At 65.4% G+C, this 15,207-nt stretch carries 16 protein-coding genes and 1 tRNA gene; 8 read left to right on the top strand and 9 right to left on the bottom strand.

Going from position 1 to position 15,207, the window contains the following annotated elements; all coding sequences use genetic code 11:
• Positions 1 to 35 precede the first annotated feature (35 nt).
• Complete coding sequence (locus DWG18_RS01210) at positions 36 to 434, bottom strand: MerR family transcriptional regulator (RefSeq protein WP_115644695.1); 399 nt, start codon at positions 432 to 434, stop codon at positions 36 to 38.
• 62 nt (positions 435 to 496) lie between these two features.
• Here DWG18_RS01210 and DWG18_RS01205 point away from each other — a divergent pair, with 62 nt between their 5' ends.
• Positions 497 to 1,246: a glutaredoxin family protein gene (locus DWG18_RS01205; protein ID WP_115644694.1), complete on the top strand. Its 750-nt coding sequence runs from the start codon at positions 497 to 499 to the stop codon at positions 1,244 to 1,246.
• A gap of 85 nt (positions 1,247 to 1,331) precedes the next feature.
• A complete protein-coding gene (locus tag DWG18_RS01200) occupies positions 1,332 to 2,738 on the top strand; it encodes a hypothetical protein (protein ID WP_162823634.1) in 1,407 nt (468 codons plus the stop codon).
• A 306-nt stretch (positions 2,739 to 3,044) separates the two neighbouring features.
• Here DWG18_RS01200 and DWG18_RS01195 read toward each other — a convergent pair whose 3' ends face one another.
• A complete protein-coding gene (locus tag DWG18_RS01195) occupies positions 3,045 to 3,296 on the bottom strand; it encodes a helix-turn-helix transcriptional regulator (protein WP_115644692.1) in 252 nt (83 codons plus the stop codon).
• Positions 3,296 to 3,805, bottom strand: coding sequence for a hypothetical protein (locus tag DWG18_RS01190; protein WP_115644691.1), 510 nt, complete (start codon positions 3,803 to 3,805; stop codon positions 3,296 to 3,298). The genes DWG18_RS01195 and DWG18_RS01190 overlap by 1 nt, the downstream gene beginning before the upstream one ends.
• 65 nt (positions 3,806 to 3,870) lie before the next feature.
• Between DWG18_RS01190 and DWG18_RS01185 the strand changes: the two genes are divergently transcribed.
• Both DWG18_RS01185 and DWG18_RS01180 read left to right on the top strand, forming a co-directional pair.
• On the top strand, positions 3,871 to 4,791 hold the full coding sequence (locus DWG18_RS01185) for an ABC transporter ATP-binding protein (protein WP_115644690.1): 921 nt from the start codon (positions 3,871 to 3,873) through the stop codon (positions 4,789 to 4,791).
• A gap of 25 nt (positions 4,792 to 4,816) precedes the next feature.
• Complete coding sequence (locus DWG18_RS01180; RefSeq protein ID WP_162823633.1) at positions 4,817 to 5,527, top strand: ABC transporter permease; 711 nt, start codon at positions 4,817 to 4,819, stop codon at positions 5,525 to 5,527.
• A gap of 57 nt (positions 5,528 to 5,584) precedes the next feature.
• Here the strand turns inward: DWG18_RS01180 and DWG18_RS01175 are convergent, their stop codons facing one another.
• Together DWG18_RS01175 and DWG18_RS01170 are read right to left on the bottom strand one after the other, a co-directional pair.
• Positions 5,585 to 5,965, bottom strand: coding sequence for a hypothetical protein (locus tag DWG18_RS01175; RefSeq protein WP_115644688.1), 381 nt, complete (start codon positions 5,963 to 5,965; stop codon positions 5,585 to 5,587).
• Positions 5,966 to 6,812: 847 nt separating this feature from the next.
• Entirely contained in the window at positions 6,813 to 7,406 is a 594-nt protein-coding gene (locus DWG18_RS01170) for a DUF938 domain-containing protein (protein ID WP_115644687.1), read from the bottom strand.
• A gap of 349 nt (positions 7,407 to 7,755) precedes the next feature.
• Between DWG18_RS01170 and DWG18_RS01165 the strand changes: the two genes are divergently transcribed.
• From DWG18_RS01165 to cfa, 4 genes are all read left to right on the top strand, one after another.
• On the top strand, positions 7,756 to 9,171 hold the full coding sequence (locus DWG18_RS01165) for an MBOAT family O-acyltransferase (protein ID WP_115644686.1): 1,416 nt from the start codon (positions 7,756 to 7,758) through the stop codon (positions 9,169 to 9,171).
• Entirely contained in the window at positions 9,146 to 10,354 is a 1,209-nt protein-coding gene (locus tag DWG18_RS01160; RefSeq protein ID WP_162823632.1) for a hypothetical protein, read from the top strand. Before DWG18_RS01165 ends, DWG18_RS01160 begins: the two co-directional genes overlap by 26 nt.
• Positions 10,355 to 11,258: 904 nt before the next feature.
• Positions 11,259 to 11,426 (top strand): hypothetical protein, encoded by a 168-nt coding sequence (locus tag DWG18_RS15070; RefSeq protein WP_162823631.1) that lies wholly within the window; start codon positions 11,259 to 11,261, stop codon positions 11,424 to 11,426.
• Positions 11,427 to 11,868: 442 nt separating this feature from the next.
• Complete coding sequence (gene cfa / locus DWG18_RS01150; protein ID WP_115644683.1) at positions 11,869 to 12,990, top strand: cyclopropane fatty acyl phospholipid synthase; 1,122 nt, start codon at positions 11,869 to 11,871, stop codon at positions 12,988 to 12,990.
• Between the two features lie 60 nt (positions 12,991 to 13,050).
• On the opposite strand, the gene DWG18_RS01145 is transcribed toward cfa, so the two are convergent.
• From DWG18_RS01145 to queE, 4 genes are all read right to left on the bottom strand, one after another.
• A complete protein-coding gene (locus DWG18_RS01145; protein ID WP_115644682.1) occupies positions 13,051 to 13,239 on the bottom strand; it encodes a hypothetical protein in 189 nt (62 codons plus the stop codon).
• Positions 13,240 to 13,391: 152 nt separating this feature from the next.
• A tRNA-Lys gene (locus tag DWG18_RS01140) sits at positions 13,392 to 13,467 on the bottom strand.
• A 247-nt stretch (positions 13,468 to 13,714) separates the two neighbouring features.
• Positions 13,715 to 14,413: a 7-cyano-7-deazaguanine synthase QueC gene (queC, locus tag DWG18_RS01135; protein WP_255417416.1), complete on the bottom strand. Its 699-nt coding sequence runs from the start codon at positions 14,411 to 14,413 to the stop codon at positions 13,715 to 13,717.
• A 114-nt stretch (positions 14,414 to 14,527) separates the two neighbouring features.
• Entirely contained in the window at positions 14,528 to 15,202 is a 675-nt protein-coding gene (gene queE, locus DWG18_RS01130) for a 7-carboxy-7-deazaguanine synthase QueE (protein WP_115644681.1), read from the bottom strand.
• Positions 15,203 to 15,207: the final 5 nt, after the last annotated feature.

Raw genomic sequence — 15,207 nt, 5'->3', positions numbered from 1 at the left:
GGGTCGAAAGCCGACGTTGCCGTGACTCTCCCGCGCTAACCCTCAGGCTCGAACGCCGAAAGAATCGGGCACGGCCCTGCACCCTTGCCACCGCAGCGCGCAGCCAAGCGAACCAGACCGTTGCGCGCCTCGGTTAGCTCCGCGATCTTGGCATCAAGTGCCTCGATGCGTTGCAGCGCCAACGCTCGCGCGGGCCCGCGGTCAGCAACCGCATCCATTTCCACGAGTGACGCGATCTCCTCCAAAGTGAAGCCAGCCGATTGTGCGGATCGGATGAAGCGGAGCTTGCGTACGTCATCGCTGCCATACCGACGGATGCCGGAGTCAATTCCGCGCTCCGGTACGCCGAGCAGTCCGCGTCGCTGGTAGTAGCGCACCGTTTCGACGCCCACACCGCCGGCGCGCGCCAGCCCGGCAATCGTCATTCCGTCCATCGCTTGACTCCGTACCAAGGTACGGACTGTAGCCTGTCCGCACAGCTTCATGGAGGCATTCGATGAACGCACCAACCAGCCGTCGCGCCACCCTTTATCGGATGGTGATGCCGACCCACACGTGCCCGTTCGGCATCAAGGCGCTAGACCTGCTTCGCCGGCGCGGTTTCACCGTCGACGATCGCTGGTTGACCACGCGCGAGCAGGTCGATGCCTTCAAGGCCGAGCACGGCGTAGCCACCACGCCGCAAGCGTTCACAGGTGGCCAGCGCATCGGGGGATACGACGACCTGCGCCGCCATTTCGGCAAGACCGTACGCGATCCTAAAGCGACCACTTACAAGCCAGTATTGGCTGTCTTCGCCATGACGGCGTTGATGGCAGTGGCTGTGAGCCAAGCCGCGTACGAAAAGCCGATGACCTGGCAGGCGTTGCAGTGGTTCGTCGGCCTGTCCATGTGTGTGCTCGCGCTTCTGAAGTTGCAGGACGTCGAGCGCTTTTCAAGCATGTTTCTGGGCTATGACCTACTCGCGAAGCGGTGGGTGCCCTATGCGTACATCTACCCGTTCGCAGAGGCGGCGGCGGGCGTGCTGATGGTTGCGGGCGTGCTGCACGCCGTGTCCATTCCCGTTGCGCTGCTCATTGGCGGCATCGGTGCCGCGTCCGTCATCAAGGCGGTCTACATCGACAAGCGCGAAATCAAGTGCGCTTGCGTAGGCGGTGACAGTCGCGTCCCGCTCGGTGCGGTGTCGCTTGCCGAGAACCTGATGATGGTCGGCATGGCGATGTGGATGCTCGCGCGCCTGATGTAGCGCCTTCTTTCAGCAACCCAGACGGCCTCAACAGCGAGCGCCGGCTTCACAAATGCGCCACTGCGCGCCAGCGGAAGATTCCCTCATGAAGATCACTGCGGTACTCACTGCGGCCATGGCTGCCAGCGCTGCATTTCCCTCGCTCGCGCAGCACGACCATCACGGCGAGCCGCCAGCCACGACTACGACCGTGCCTGCACCAACGCAACCGACGGCGCAGTCCATGGACCATTCAACAATGGACCATTCCGCTATGGGCCACGACATGACGGCCGATGGCGACATGCCGGGTATGAGTGCGTCCGGTCACTCCATGCACGGTATGGCGGGGGCGCTTGGCCCGTACTCGTCGAGTCGCGAAGCGTCGGGCACCTCGTGGCAGCCGGATGCGTCCGGGCACAGCGGACTTCACGCCATGCGTGGCGACTGGATGCTGATGGCGCATGGCGTCGTCAATGCCGTCTACGACGATCAGTCAGGACCGCGCGGTGACAGCGGCTCGTTCGCGTCAGGAATGGTGATGGGCATGGCGCAGCGCCCGCTGGGCGACGGGACGCTTCAATTGCGGGCGATGCTGAGCCCGGACCCACTCATGGGCGCGCGCGGCTATCCGCTTCTTCTCGCGAGCGGTGAAACAGCGAACGGCGTTGATCGGCTTGTCGATCGTCAGCACCCGCACGACTTCTTCATGGAGTTGGCTGCGTCGGTCTCGCACAACATCGGTCCGCGCAGTTCGGTGTTCGTCTACGGCGGTCTTCCGGGCGAGCCCGCATTCGGTCCGCCTGCCTTCATGCATCGTGAAGCGATCATGGAATCACCGGAAGCACCGATAACGCACCACTGGTTGGACTCTACGCACATCAGCATGGGCGTAGTGACCGCGGGCGTGGTCGTGGACAAGGCCAAGTTCGAGGTCAGCCGATTCAACGCGCGCGAGCCGGACGAGCATCGCTGGAACATCGAGACCGGCGCGATCGATTCGACCGCCCTCCGCGCGTCGTGGAACCCGATTGACTCACTCGCGTTGCAAGTCAGTTGGGGACGCTTCAAGGATCCCGAACAGCTTGAACCTGGCGTGGATCAGGATCGATGGTCGGCGAGCGCGCTGTACGCTCGCGAGTTCGCCACCGGATGGCGCTTCGCTGGCACCGCGGCGTGGGGACGCAAGTCGATCGAACATCACGGCCAACACTTCAACGATGACGCCTACGCGGTAGAGGCGTCGCTGAAGCATGGCGGCTGGACGTACTTCGGGCGCGGGGAAAGCACCGAAAACCGCGAGCTCGTGGACGCGGATGATGGCCATGGCCCTGCGTACCAAGTCGGCAAGGTTTCGATCGGTGCCGTGCGTGACTTCCGTGTCGCGCAGCACGTTCTATTCGGCGTCGGCGGTCTGTACGCGCTCAACTTCGTACCTGAACAGTTAAACGACCTGTACGGCAGCCGTCGGCCGACGGGAGCTATGACGTTTGTGCGGCTGAAGTTGGATTGAGGGTTAGCCGCACATCCGTTACCGTCCCTCCACGTCCACTCGAAAGGAGGTGATCCGTGAAGCTTCAGAAGATTCTGGTCGGTGTTGCGCTGTTCTCGGCCGCATTCGCCGCTTGGGCCGCCTCGGGTTGCCCGATGGGTTGCTGCTAACGACACCTCTGGACGGAAGAGCCCCGCTTCGGCGGGGCTTTTTTGTTTCGCACTCTGCATAAGCGCCGATGTCCGCTTTGGGTCGGAAACGGACGCTCGGCATGTGGCACAGCGTTGACCGGTGACGACCAGCCAAAGCCACCAGCACAACCGCGGATCACTTCGGCTGAACTCCGTCGTTGACCGCACCGCCGACGTCGGATGCATCGAACGTATAGGACAGCAAATCACCGGGTTGGCACTCGAGAACGGCGCACAGGGCCGCCATGGTCGAAAAGCGCATGCCGCGAACCTTTCCGGTACGCAGCATCGAGAGCTGCGTTTCGCTCAGTCCCACGCGACGCGCCAGCTCTTTGGCCGTCATCCGTCGCGCGGCGAGCACCGCGTCCAATGTGACCCCGACCGGCATCAGACGAACTCCTGCAACTCGTGCTCGAGGGATTCCACTCGCGCCTCCGCCGATGAGGCGCGATCCAGAAGACCGCCCAACAGCACGAGCGCCAGCCCGACGACGCCGATCGCCACGTAGGCCGGGTCGAAGTTCATCAGCGTTCGCGAATGCGCGTCCCCCGCGCGCGCCAGCATCGGCACGCCGAAGGCGCTGAAGCCCGCGCCGATCGCCAGGGCCCATCCCGCACGCCGGCAGGCAACACCCATCGCAATGCCCACCCGACCGCCGCGAGCGAACACGGCGAAGCCCCGACGGATGGCGACGATGGCGAACAGGTACGGAATGGTGGGCAACCACTGCATCCAGACGCCGCGGCCCAGGACTTCATCGAGGGTGAGGTCGTTCCGTTGGATCACCGCCAGCAGCGGCAGTACCACCAACGCCGCGAGTCCGAGAAACATCAGGCCGGCCACCGTGCTCAGCCAGCGGCTCTGCTGTTGGAGCCGCTTGAGGTCTTTGCTGGTCATTGACTTTAAGTCCTACTTAAATATATTAAGCTCTAACTTAAATTCTACGCCCGGTAGGCCCCCGCATGACAGTCGCTATCCGCGCCCGGGGCCTCGGCTGCCGCTTCGGCGGCGTCGAGGCGGTCCGCGACCTCGACCTCGACGTGCCCACCGGCGCCATCTACGGATTCCTCGGCCCCAACGGGGCGGGCAAGACCACCACGATCCGGATGATCCTGGGGTTGCTCCGCCCAACGGCCGGCGCGATCTCGCTGTTCGGCCACGACGTGCAACGCGAGCGCCTGCAGGCCGCGCGCCTCACCGGCGCGATGGTCGAGACGCCGTGCCATTACGACCACCTGACCGGCCGCGAGAACCTCGCGATCACTGCGCGCCTGTTGGGCGTTCCCCGCAGTGCGATCGATCGCGTGCTCGGCATCGTCTCCCTGTCGGGCGATGCCGGTCGCCGGGTCGGCGCGTACTCGCTGGGGATGCGCCAGAGGCTCGGCGTGGCGCGGGCGCTGCTCGGCAGCCCGCGCCTGCTCGTGCTGGACGAGCCCACCAACGGGCTGGATCCGCACGGCGTGCGGGACATGCGCCTGGTGCTGCGCGAACTGCCCGAGCGCGAGGGAGTCACGGTCCTCGTCTCCAGCCATGCGCTGGGCGAGATCGACCAGATCGCGACCCACGTCGGCCTCATGGATCGCGGCGCCCTTGTCCTTCAAGGCACCGTGGACGATTTGCGCCGGCGCCATGGCGCGCGCATCGAGATCCAGACCGACCAGCCCGAGATCGCCCGCGAACTTCTTCACAGGACGGGGCTCGACGTGCGTGTCGATGGAGACCGCGTGCTCGTGCACGGCTCCGCGCAGGCATCGGAACTCGCGAAGCTCAATGCGTTGCTGGTCCGCCACGACATTCCGGTACATGGCCTGGGCGCACGCGCGGCCTGCCTCGAGGAGATGTTCCATGAACTCACGCTCGCGCCGGTCGCCGCCCATGCATGACCTGTCGCTGTTGAACTGCATCGTCGTGGAGTTCGCCAAGCTCCGACGCTCGCTCGCGCTGCTGCTGTGCGCGGCGGCGCCGCTGTTCGTCGCGGTATTGATGGCCATCATCTTCAATCGCCAGGGCGGAAAGGACCTGCCGTGGTCGATGTACCTCACCGGCAACGCGGCGACGTGGGGATTCTTCATGCTGCCCATGTCGGTGACCGCGCTGACCGTGCTCATCGCACAAATGGAGCACGGGCCGCGCTTCTGGAATCACCTGCTCGCATTGCCCGTGCCGCGCGCGTCGGTTCTGCTTGCCAAACTCGTCGTTGCGCTGCTGCTGTGTGCGGCGATGACGCTTGCACTCGGCATGCTGGCCCCCGTGAGTGGTCTGATCGCCGACGCACTTACGCCCGGTCGATCGCTTGCGGGGTCGCCCGATTTCCGCGCGTTCGCCGGCTTGCTGGCGCGAATGTTCGCGAGTGCCTGGTTCCTCGTCGCGCTTCAACTCTGGGCCGCCCTGCGCTGGCGCAGTTTCGTGCCACCGCTCGTGCTCGGCATTGGCGGCACATTCGTCGCCGTCGCCGCGACCGGCTCGGACCTAGGCCCATACTTTCCATGGCTCATCCCAACGAATGCGCTGGCGCGATCGGGAAACGCGGCCACAACCGCACTCATCGTAGGCGTCTTAGGCGGCGCGGTGTGCAGCGTGCTGATGGTCCTGGATACGCAGAGGCGGCTGCTGCGCTGACCGACGCAGAGCTATGTCCGCTTTCGGCCAGAAGCGGTTGCTCGAGCGAGTTGTGGCTCAGGCCGGTTCAAGCAGCCACCACAGACCCTCCTGGCGTTCGCTAAAGGCACGGAACGTCAATCGTCGAATCTGAGCCGCGACCGACGCCGGGCGCACGTTCGGCTCATCACCTCCGACGATGGCAACGCGTCGATGAGCAAAAAAAGAATCCATGGCGACACGAGTCGTGTAATCGATGCGTTCGCGCACCTCTTGCTCTTCATTCGTGAGCGGTGCGCGCAACTGTGCGCCAAGAAAGTTGATCAGCAATGGCATGCCCGGCCGGATTTCTTTCAAGGCTTTCGCAGCTTGTAGCGCGGAGAGACGCTCCGGATAGCCGACGTCGCCGCTGTGTATAACCTCGACGAACCTGTCATGGATGACGATTTGATGTGCCATGCCAATTTTCCCGAACCAAATGTTGTCTACGCCCCGGCGCGCGGTCTAAGCACGAGCCGCGCGTGTCGCTCAGGCTCGGCGACCGCTGATCTCGCCGGACGCCCGTTTAACGAACGTGATACAGGCACGCATATCCGTGGGCGGCACCTGGAGCGTTCCGTGGGGCAACCAAATCTCACGCCCGCTCACGGGATGGTTGTTTCGCACGATGGTCCTGCAGGGCAGCGCTGGCTCGTGGGCGGCGTTTCCCCGCAGTGTCGCCCCGCACGGTGTGCTCCGCTTGATCGAGGTCAGTTCTACGCCCTGGAGATCCGAAAGTGTGATCAGGAAGGCGTTTGCGGCTCGACACGTGTCTAGGCCGGGCGAGCGACAACATGCTCCGCGGGTCCCGCCGCTGCCGAGGCGCTGGCTCAGGTGATTGGTGAGGGAAAGCGACCAGCGCGACAGCACTCCTCAGCAAGCCGGCATGCTCATCCTTGCCTGTCGGTTGACCGCGTTCGCGCTTCCCGTCCGCATGGCGTTTAAAGAACGGCAGGCACCCGTAGTGTGGTAGTCACTGCGTGCGCGGCACACGCTTCCCTCATTGGACCGTGCGTGACGCTAGCTGTCGACATCGTGGCGCGCGGCGCGTGTCCAAGGAATTCCCAAGTGGTCCAAATCGAGAACTGGCAGTTGTCGACTTGCCGCGGCAAGCAATAGCGGGGAGCTTGCTGCGACAGGTCCCGGTAGGCGTCCGCTCTGGGTCGGAAGCGGACGTCGGCATTCCACAATCAGCGGCGCTGCAGGAGAACGGACGGCTAGAGGCGATCCCCCGAACATCTGGGCCGAAACCAGCGTTGGAAAGACATCAGCCGCGCTGCCAGACAAGGCAGCGGTTGTTCGCCGGCATGGCCACGTCGTCGACAAGCCGCAGACCAGCGTTCCCCGCGAGGATCCGCACCGACTCAACATCTCGGATCCCTGAGCGCGGATCACGCGCTTTTAGCCAAGCATCGAAGTCGCGGTTACTTGGGCTCGTGTAGATGCCGTCTTCGTTGAAGGGGCCGTACACGACGAGCACACCCCCATTGTCGAGTACGCGTTCAACGCCGTCGAAGAACTTCTCGACGCCTGGCCAGTCGACGATGTGCAGCGTGTTGGCGCTGAACACCGCATCGTACGGCCCCGTCGGCCAAGGCCCAGATACATCGAGCGGGATCGGCGTCGGCGTATTGGAAAGTTTCGCCTCGTCCAACCATTGCCGGATACCAGGCAACTGCGAAGGGAGATCGGCGCACTGCCACGACAACCATGGCATCGCCGCAGCGAAATGCACGGCATGTTGGCCGGTGCCGCTGCCGACCTCGAGCACGCTGCGGCGGTCCAAGAAGCGGGTACGCAGCACATCGAGGATCGGATCACGATTGCGCTCGCAGGCGGGCGCGAAAGGCTTGGTCGTCATGTCGCCAGCATGCCGCAGCCCCCGTGTGCGGCGAGTACGCCAATGTCCGCCCGGCCATGAGCGGTCGTTGCGCTGGGCCACCTGCGTGCTCGTGGGCTCGAGAACAGCCGTCGGCAGTCTCCACCCCGATGCGCCGAGGTCGGCGTGGCGGCGTGGCGGCGTCGGTGTAAGGCCGCGCGCTATCCGGTGCCAGGCTGTAGGTGCGGCCGAGGTGCCGGGTGGCCTGCTCCCTGGACGGTTTCGCGCGCGGTGTGTAACAAATCGCTAACGCCGACACCCGACGGGCGGCCGCTGTGCGATACGTGGCTGCCCTATAAGGGCTCGGCGCGCCACGCGCCGGAGCCCGCCCATGGTCTTCAACTCGCTCACCTTCGCGGTGTTCTTCGTGCTCGTGCTGGCGATGCATTCGCTGCCGCTGGGCTGGACGACCAAGAAAGTCAATCTGCTGCTCGCGAGCTACCTGTTCTACGCCGCGTGGAACCCGCCTTTCATCATCCTGCTGTGGATTTCCACAGTAGTGGATTGGTACGCCGCGCAGGGCCTCGTGCACGCGCAGAGACCCCTTGCGCGCAAGGCGTGGATGCTGCTGTCGGTGGTGGTGAACCTCGGCATGCTGGCATGGTTCAAGTACGGCGAGTTCGCGCTCGACAACTTCGCCGCGTTGATGCACTCGCTGGGCGTCGCCTATCAGCCGCCGAAGTCCGACATCGTGCTTCCGGTCGGCATTTCGTTCTACACGTTCGCCACGTTGTCCTACACGCTCGATGTGTACCTGCGCCGCGCGATGCCCGCGCGCAACTTCCTCGACTACGCGCTGTTTGTGACGTTCTTCCCGCACCTCGTTGCCGGCCCGATCATGCGGCCGACCGAGCTGGTGCCACAGTTCGAGCAGCCGCGCCGCGCGAGCGGCGACGCGATCCGCTTCGGCCTGGCGCTGATGACGCTCGGTCTCTTCATGAAGGTCGTGTTGGCAGACGGTTTCCTCGCACCGCCCGCGGAAGGAGTGTTCGACGCGAAGACGGCGCCGGGCGCTCTCGATGCCTGGATCGGCACGCTCGCCTTCAGCGGACAGATCTTCTGCGACTTCGCCGGCTATTCCACGACGGCGATCGGCGCGGCGATGTGCCTCGGCTTTGCGATGCCCGACAACTTCCGGTTCCCTTATGCGGCTATCGGGTTCTCGGACTTCTGGCGACGTTGGCACATCACCCTGTCGTCGTGGCTTCGCGACTACCTCTACATCCCACTGGGTGGTAACCGCCACGGTCCCGCGCGCACTTATATCGCGCTGATGCTGACGATGCTGCTAGGTGGCCTGTGGCACGGCGCGAACTGGACCTTCGTCGCCTGGGGCGGGCTGCATGGTTTGTACCTCGCCGGTGAACGCATGCTGCGTTCGCGATTCGGGCACTGGCGACCCGGGCCGCTTACCTTCTTCGGACTCGGGTTGCTGACGTACGCGTTGATCAACGTGACGTGGGTGTTCTTCCGCTCGAAGACCTTCGAAGGCGCGTTCACGATGCTGCGTGGCATGGCCGGCGCAACGCCGCATCCGATGCCGCTGCTGTCGGCGTGCGAGCTGGTCGCCGTCGCGCTGATCATGACGTCGATCGTGGCCGTGCACTGGCGCATGCGCGACACCACGCTCGAAGCGGTGGTCGCACGCATCCCAGCGCCCGCCATCGCAGTCGGCTGGGCGGCCATGGCGTTCGCGGTGGTGGTCGAACAGGGAGAAGGCAATGCCTTCATCTATTTCCAGTTTTGAAGCGCTGCCCGATGCGGTGCGCGCCACTGCTGCGGATCGCCCGGGCGAAGCGCAGCCGGTACCGGTTCGTCCCGTGCCACCCCGGCCGTGGCGTGGCATCGCCGCGACGGCCGTCTTGCTCGCGGTCATCGCGATCGCCGGCTGGGAGTGGCAGATGCGGCGTGTCGGTTTGCGCGCCGGGGACTACGGGATCGAACCGTCCGGCTGGGCCGCGGCGCGCCGGCAGATCGACATGGGCGATCTGCCGGTGGCGATCGTCGGCGACTCGCGCATCCTGTTCGACACCGACCTCGACCGTTTCCAGCAACTCACCGGCGTGCGTCCACTGCAGCTCGCTCTACCGGGCTCCAACGCGCGACCGTTCCTCGAGGACGTCGCCAACGACCCGCATTTCCACGGTCTGCTCATCGTCGGCCTGGCCGACATGTCGTACTTCCGCGATGGCATTGGCAACGGGGAGCGCGCGCTCGATCGCTCCCACAGCGAGATGCCGTCGCAACGCACCGGTTACCTGCTGTCGCGGGTGCTCGAGCGCAACTTCGCCTTCATCGATCCGGCATACCGGCTCAGCACGCTCGTCTACACCACAGATCGCGGGCAGCGACGCGGCGGCGCGTCGTGGTACTACCGCCCGTGGAAGCTGATCCAGGTCGATGAGCGCGGACAGGCGTCGCTGTGGTCCAAGATCGAGACTGACTCCCACCTTCGTGCGCAAGCACGCCAAGCCTGGCTCGACATGCCCGGACGTCCGCCGCGTCCGCCGGTCGATGCGAAGACGATCGAGTCCACGCTTGCGAAGACGCAGGCCGCGGTGGCGCGCATCCGTGCGCGCGGCGGCGACGTCGTGTTCGTGCGACCGCCATCGTCCGGCCCGTTGCGTGTTCGCGAGGAACAGCGCATTCCGCGGCGGCTCGGCTGGGACGCGCTACTTGCACGCGCGCAAGCGGTCGGCATCCACGTCGACGACCATCCGCAATTGCAGGGGCTCGACATTCCCGAGTGGTCGCATCTGTCGCAGCGATGCGCATCGGTCTATACCGACGCCTATGTGCGCCTGCTTGCAGCCGCAACATCGCGTGTGGCGATCCGTGCCGACGCACCCGGGCCGCTCACGCCGCGCGACTGCGTGACTAAGTCGCCCGGGCACACCGCTGCAGATGCAGGAAGCCTTTCGGGCCAGTGATGGAGCCCGTCAACCCAGGGCCATCGGCAATCGGAGGACCTACTGAACCGGCGTGGGCTCTGGTCGGCGGTCACCTCTCAAAGACGGGATCGCAAATGCCGAGGTCTGCTGTCGGCCAAACCCAGACGGCCTCGTCAACATCGTAGCTTCGGGCACGCGAACGTCCGCCTTGGCTCGTAAACGGCCACCCGCGCGGCTTTCCCGTCGACTTGCGGCCGACGGACGCGACGGCCTAAGCGAGCTCGGCTCCCGCCGCGTCGGATGCGCCCTTCGCCTTCAGGGCAAGCATCAGAAGTCCGTCCGCTGTGCACTGCAGCGAGTCTCCGGCACGCGAAATGAGCCCGAGAGCTTCGAGCTCATCGACCGTCAATGTGGCGCCGCCCATGTCGCCGGCACAAAGTGCAGCCAGCGCATCTGCGATGAGTTGGTCGGAATGCCTGGCCACAGGGTCACCACAAGTCGTCCGCGCGAATCTTCGTCACGACGGCGTGAAGCCGTTGTGTGCGAAATCGCACACAAGGACAGCCCCGCTACTTCGATGACTGCGGCGGATAGCCGCGCCTGGAGGCCACGCGAGTCCGCACGGGCGCGCTCAAGCTGCAGGCGGTCGGGGTTTGCATGGCGGTGGTGCGGGGACCGGCTCGGAGCCGAGAGATGTCCGCTTCCGGCCAAAAGCGGACGTAATCGATACGGCCACTCACCGACTCGCCAAGCGCTGCCAGCCGCGCGGGTGTGTTCCCGAACGCAGCCGCGAGCACCTTCGTGAAGTGCGAGTGGTCGCTGAAGCCCACTTCCAACGCGACGTCAACCAGTGGGCGGCCGCACCGGGCGACTCCGCACGAGCGGTGCAACTCGATGTCGGACAACCGGACGCGGCCCCCCCGTCCGGAAGGCGATCCGTCCGGTGGACGTGCTGATCAACAACGCCGGCATCCACTACGACGACTGGCAGGACGTCTTCGACGTCGAGTGGTCGATCATCCGCGGGCGTTCGAGTCTGGCGATGGTGCGCGCGCGGCCGAAGGCTGACCGACCGTCGGCCTGTCGCTGCGGATGTCGCGGCACAGTTTGATCACGAGGATGCGGCTGATGGCGATATCGGCGAGCCGACCGGCGCTGTTCTGCTGCGGCGGCGCACGAGGAGAACGCCGACCTGCTGGTTGCCGTGCCTACGGCCACATGCGCCTCTCGAAATGGCGCTCGGCGGCGTAATGCGCCAGCTTCTCCACGCGGCGCCTGCTGCTTCTCATGCAGTACTGGCTGCGGCTTGACCGCCAACCTGCATGTTCCGCTCGATAAGCGCCGGTGAAAATCTCGGCTCCACGCATACCAGTTCGTATGTCCACGCCATCCGGCATGTCTCCAGCTGCCGTCCAAATACTGATGGGCGTCAACGTGCGCGCGGTCGGAGCATGGACACTTCGACACCATAAGTGTCGTCCGACGTAGCAGCTCGACCTGGAGGCACCGTGAGTGGCGTCGCGCGCGAAGTGACTTTGCGGACCAATTCTGCGTTGCCCGATTCGTGGGCTCGACGACGCGTCGAGGCGCTACTTCGCCCCGCCGGCGTCGCCGTCGGCGGGTACGCGCCGCACGACATCGACGTCCATAACGCCGCGTTCTTCCGTCGCGTTCTTGCCGGTGGCTCGCTCGCGTTTGGTGAAACATATGTAGACGGCTGGTGGGATGCGCGCCAGCTCGATGACTGCCTGTCGCGTCTACTGGCCGCCGAACTCGACATGAAAGTCGAGATACTCAGTGCGAGAGTCCGGCGCGAGTTCGTGGCGCGCCTCCGGAACGCACAGGCCGGCCTGCGTCGCATGCGTGTCGCTGAGGTCCACTATGACCTGGGCAACGATCTCTACGCCGCCATGCTGGGTGCCCGGCTGGTCTACAGCTGTGGTTACTGGGCCCAAGCGGAGACGCTCGATGACGCGCAGCTGGCGAAACTCGACCTCATCGCCCGCAAGCTCGACCTGCAGCCGGGCATGCGCGTGCTCGACGTCGGGTGCGGCTGGGGCGAAGCGCTGAAATACTTTGCCGTTCGCTACGGCATCACCGGCGTCGGCGTGACGATTTCGCGCCAGCAGGCCGAGTACGGCGAACAGATCTGCAAGGGGCTTCCGGTCACCATCAAACTCTGCGACTACCGCGAGGTCGGTGCGAAGTTCGATCGCGTGTTCTCCATTGGCATGTTCGAGCACGTGGGCTACCGAAACTACGCCGAATACTTCGCGACTGTCCGCGATCGCCTGGAACCCGACGGCCTGCTCCTGCTGCACTCGATCGGTTCGAACGTCTCGACGCATCGCACCGACCCCTGGATCGAGCGCTACATCTTTCCGAACTCGATGCTGCCCTCGGCCACACAGATCACCCATGCGTTCGAAGGGCGCTTCGTCCTTGAGGACTGGCACAGCTTCGGCCCCGATTACGACCGCACGCTCCGCGCATGGCGGGCGAACATCGAAGAGGCGTGGTCGTGCCTGCCTGCACGCTATGACGAGCGATTTCGCCGCATGTGGCGTTACTACCTGTCGGCCAGCATGGCGGCGTTCCGGGTACGCCAGGCGCAACTCTGGCAGCTGGTGCTGTCGCCAAACGGCGTGCCGGGCGGTTATCGCTCGGTGCGGTAAGGGCGGCGGCGTCGCCGACCGGATGGTCACGCCGCGCCGTGTCGTCAACGCGAGGACCGCTTAGCCGTTACGACGCGGATTCGTCATCAGGTAGAACAGCGCGAGCGGAACGTTGGCCACCGCCGGCGCGGCGAGCGGGTGCTTTCGCAATCGCTGTGCGACGGCAGCGCCGCCCGCCACCGCGATTCGCGCAACGGCGATGTCCTCGAGCGCATGACCATCGAGTGGTTCGAGCGATATGCATCGCACGGAGACGTGACTGGGGATTGGGCAGGAAGAACGAACAGTCCACGGTACGCAAGCAGCGCAACAACCCGGGACCCGCTGCCCTACCGCTGATCAAGGCGGGTCGTCGACGGCTGAGGCCAGCCGCATCTGTCTCCGTGAGAGACGAGACCAAATGGTGGGTCGTGTTGGAATCGAACCAACGACCAGCGGATTAAAAGTCCGATGCTCTACCGACTGAGCTAACGACCCACGGGCCCGCACCAAGCGGGGGCGGCATTGTGCCACAGCCCGGCTCGGCTCCCGTTCAACGCCCGGCGAGATTCGCAAAGCGCGAGCGCGAGCCGTGTGGTCTGGGAGCACGGATATATCCAGCGCGACTTCTGATCGCACCCGGGCGGGCACCGGCTGGTCCGACAGTTCCGTGGGGCCGTGTGCCGCCGGCAACACAGCCATGAGCTTCATGCGTGGCGCGCTCCAACGACTCGAGGCGAGCGCCTCAAGCGTAACGCGTCGGATCCGGCACACCCGCCGCTTCGAAGCCCTGCGCACGCAGGCGGCATGCGTCGCAGGCGCCGCAGGCGCGGCCGTCGGCGTCGGCCTGGTAGCAGGAAACGGTCAGTCCGAAGTCGACGCCCAAGCGCATGCCTTCGCGCGCGATGTCGGCCTTGCTCATGAACTGCAGCGGCGCGTGCACGCGCAGACCCGCGCCTTCGACGCCCGCCTTGGTCGCGAGGTTCGCGAGGCGCTCGAACGCAGCGACGAATTCGGGTCGGCAATCCGGATAACCCGAATAGTCCACCGCATTGACGCCGCAGAAGATGTCGTTCGCGCCCAGCACCTCGGCCCAGCCCAGCGCGATCGACAGCATGATGGTGTTGCGCGCCGGCACGTAGGTCACCGGAATCGTGTCGCCGGTATCCCCCGCCGTCGGCACGTCGATGCTGGCATCCGTGAGCGCGGAGCCGCCGATCGTGCCGAGGTCGACCACCACGGTCTTGTGCGCAGCCGCGCCGAGCGACGTGGCGACGCGGGCGGCGGCGTCGAGCTCGGAGGTGTGGCGCTGGCCGTAGCGCACGCTGAGTGCGTACACGTCGAAACCTTGCGCTTTCGCCATCGCGACGACGACGGCGGAGTCCATGCCGCCGGAAAGGAGGACGACGGCGCGCTTCGCGTCAGCCGGTCGGGAATCGGAAATGGTCACGGACAACCTGCGTGGATCGAGGTGGATCGGAAGTGCTTCGGAATCTGCGACGTCGACGAAAGCCTGGACGATGCGTTGGGCGGCATCGCGCGCCGACAACGCAGACGCTCAGCGCCCGGGTTCGTCGCCCCACAGGATTTTGTGCAGCTGCAGCTGGAAGCGCACCGGCAGACGGTCGTCAACGATCCACTGCGCGAGTTCGCGCGGCGAAACCTGGGCGAAGCTCGGCGAGAACAACACCTCGCAACGCGACGACAGCGCATGCTCCGCAACGATCCCGCGTGACCACTCGTAGTCCTCGCGCGAGCAGATCACGAACTTCACTTCGTCGCGCGACGTCAGCAGCGGGATGTTTTCCCAGCGGTTGCGATGCACTTCCGCAGATCCGGGCGTCTTGATGTCGACGACGCGTACGACGCGCGGATCGACACCGCCGATGTCGAGCGCACCCGATGTCTCCAGAGACACGGTGTAGCCGGCGTCGCACAGGCGCTGCAGCAACGTGATGCAGCGCTTCTGTGCCAGCGGCTCGCCGCCGGTGACGCAGACGTGGCGCACACCGTAGCGCGCGACCTCGGCGAGGATGGCGTCCATCTCCCACCAGTCGCCGCCGTGGAAGGAATAGGTGGTGTCGCAGTACTGGCAGCGCAGCGGGCAGCCGGTGAGGCGCACGAAGACGGTGGGCCAGCCGACGGAATTCGACTCGCCTTGCAGCGACAGGAAAATCTCGGTCAGCCGCAGCCGTTCGGGGGCTGCAGCGACCGCAGTGACGGGGGCGCTCATGCCGC

The sequence above is a fragment of the Lysobacter sp. TY2-98 genome, assembly GCF_003367355.1.
In the GTDB taxonomy this organism is placed as follows: domain Bacteria; phylum Pseudomonadota; class Gammaproteobacteria; order Xanthomonadales; family Xanthomonadaceae; genus Cognatilysobacter.
This window is presented reverse-complemented; position numbering and strand designations above follow the sequence as displayed.

What these genes read in the sequence shown, in the direction of transcription:
- DWG18_RS01200 (WP_162823634.1), top strand. Translation starts at nt 1,332, where the DNA reads ATGAAGATCACTGCGGTACTCACTGCGGCCATGGCTGCCAGCGCTGCA.
- DWG18_RS01195 (WP_115644692.1), bottom strand. Translation starts at nt 3,296, where the DNA reads ATGCCGGTCGGGGTCACATTGGACGCGGTGCTCGCCGCGCGACGGATG.
- DWG18_RS01175 (WP_115644688.1), bottom strand. Translation starts at nt 5,965, where the DNA reads ATGGCACATCAAATCGTCATCCATGACAGGTTCGTCGAGGTTATACAC.
- DWG18_RS01190 (WP_115644691.1), bottom strand. Translation starts at nt 3,805, where the DNA reads ATGACCAGCAAAGACCTCAAGCGGCTCCAACAGCAGAGCCGCTGGCTG.
- DWG18_RS01205 (WP_115644694.1), top strand. Translation starts at nt 497, where the DNA reads ATGAACGCACCAACCAGCCGTCGCGCCACCCTTTATCGGATGGTGATG.
- DWG18_RS01170 (WP_115644687.1), bottom strand. Translation starts at nt 7,406, where the DNA reads ATGACGACCAAGCCTTTCGCGCCCGCCTGCGAGCGCAATCGTGATCCG.
- queE (WP_115644681.1), bottom strand. Translation starts at nt 15,202, where the DNA reads ATGAGCGCCCCCGTCACTGCGGTCGCTGCAGCCCCCGAACGGCTGCGG.
- DWG18_RS01210 (WP_115644695.1), bottom strand. Translation starts at nt 434, where the DNA reads ATGGACGGAATGACGATTGCCGGGCTGGCGCGCGCCGGCGGTGTGGGC.
- DWG18_RS01160 (WP_162823632.1), top strand. Translation starts at nt 9,146, where the DNA reads ATGCCTTCATCTATTTCCAGTTTTGAAGCGCTGCCCGATGCGGTGCGC.
- DWG18_RS01165 (WP_115644686.1), top strand. Translation starts at nt 7,756, where the DNA reads ATGGTCTTCAACTCGCTCACCTTCGCGGTGTTCTTCGTGCTCGTGCTG.
- DWG18_RS01185 (WP_115644690.1), top strand. Translation starts at nt 3,871, where the DNA reads ATGACAGTCGCTATCCGCGCCCGGGGCCTCGGCTGCCGCTTCGGCGGC.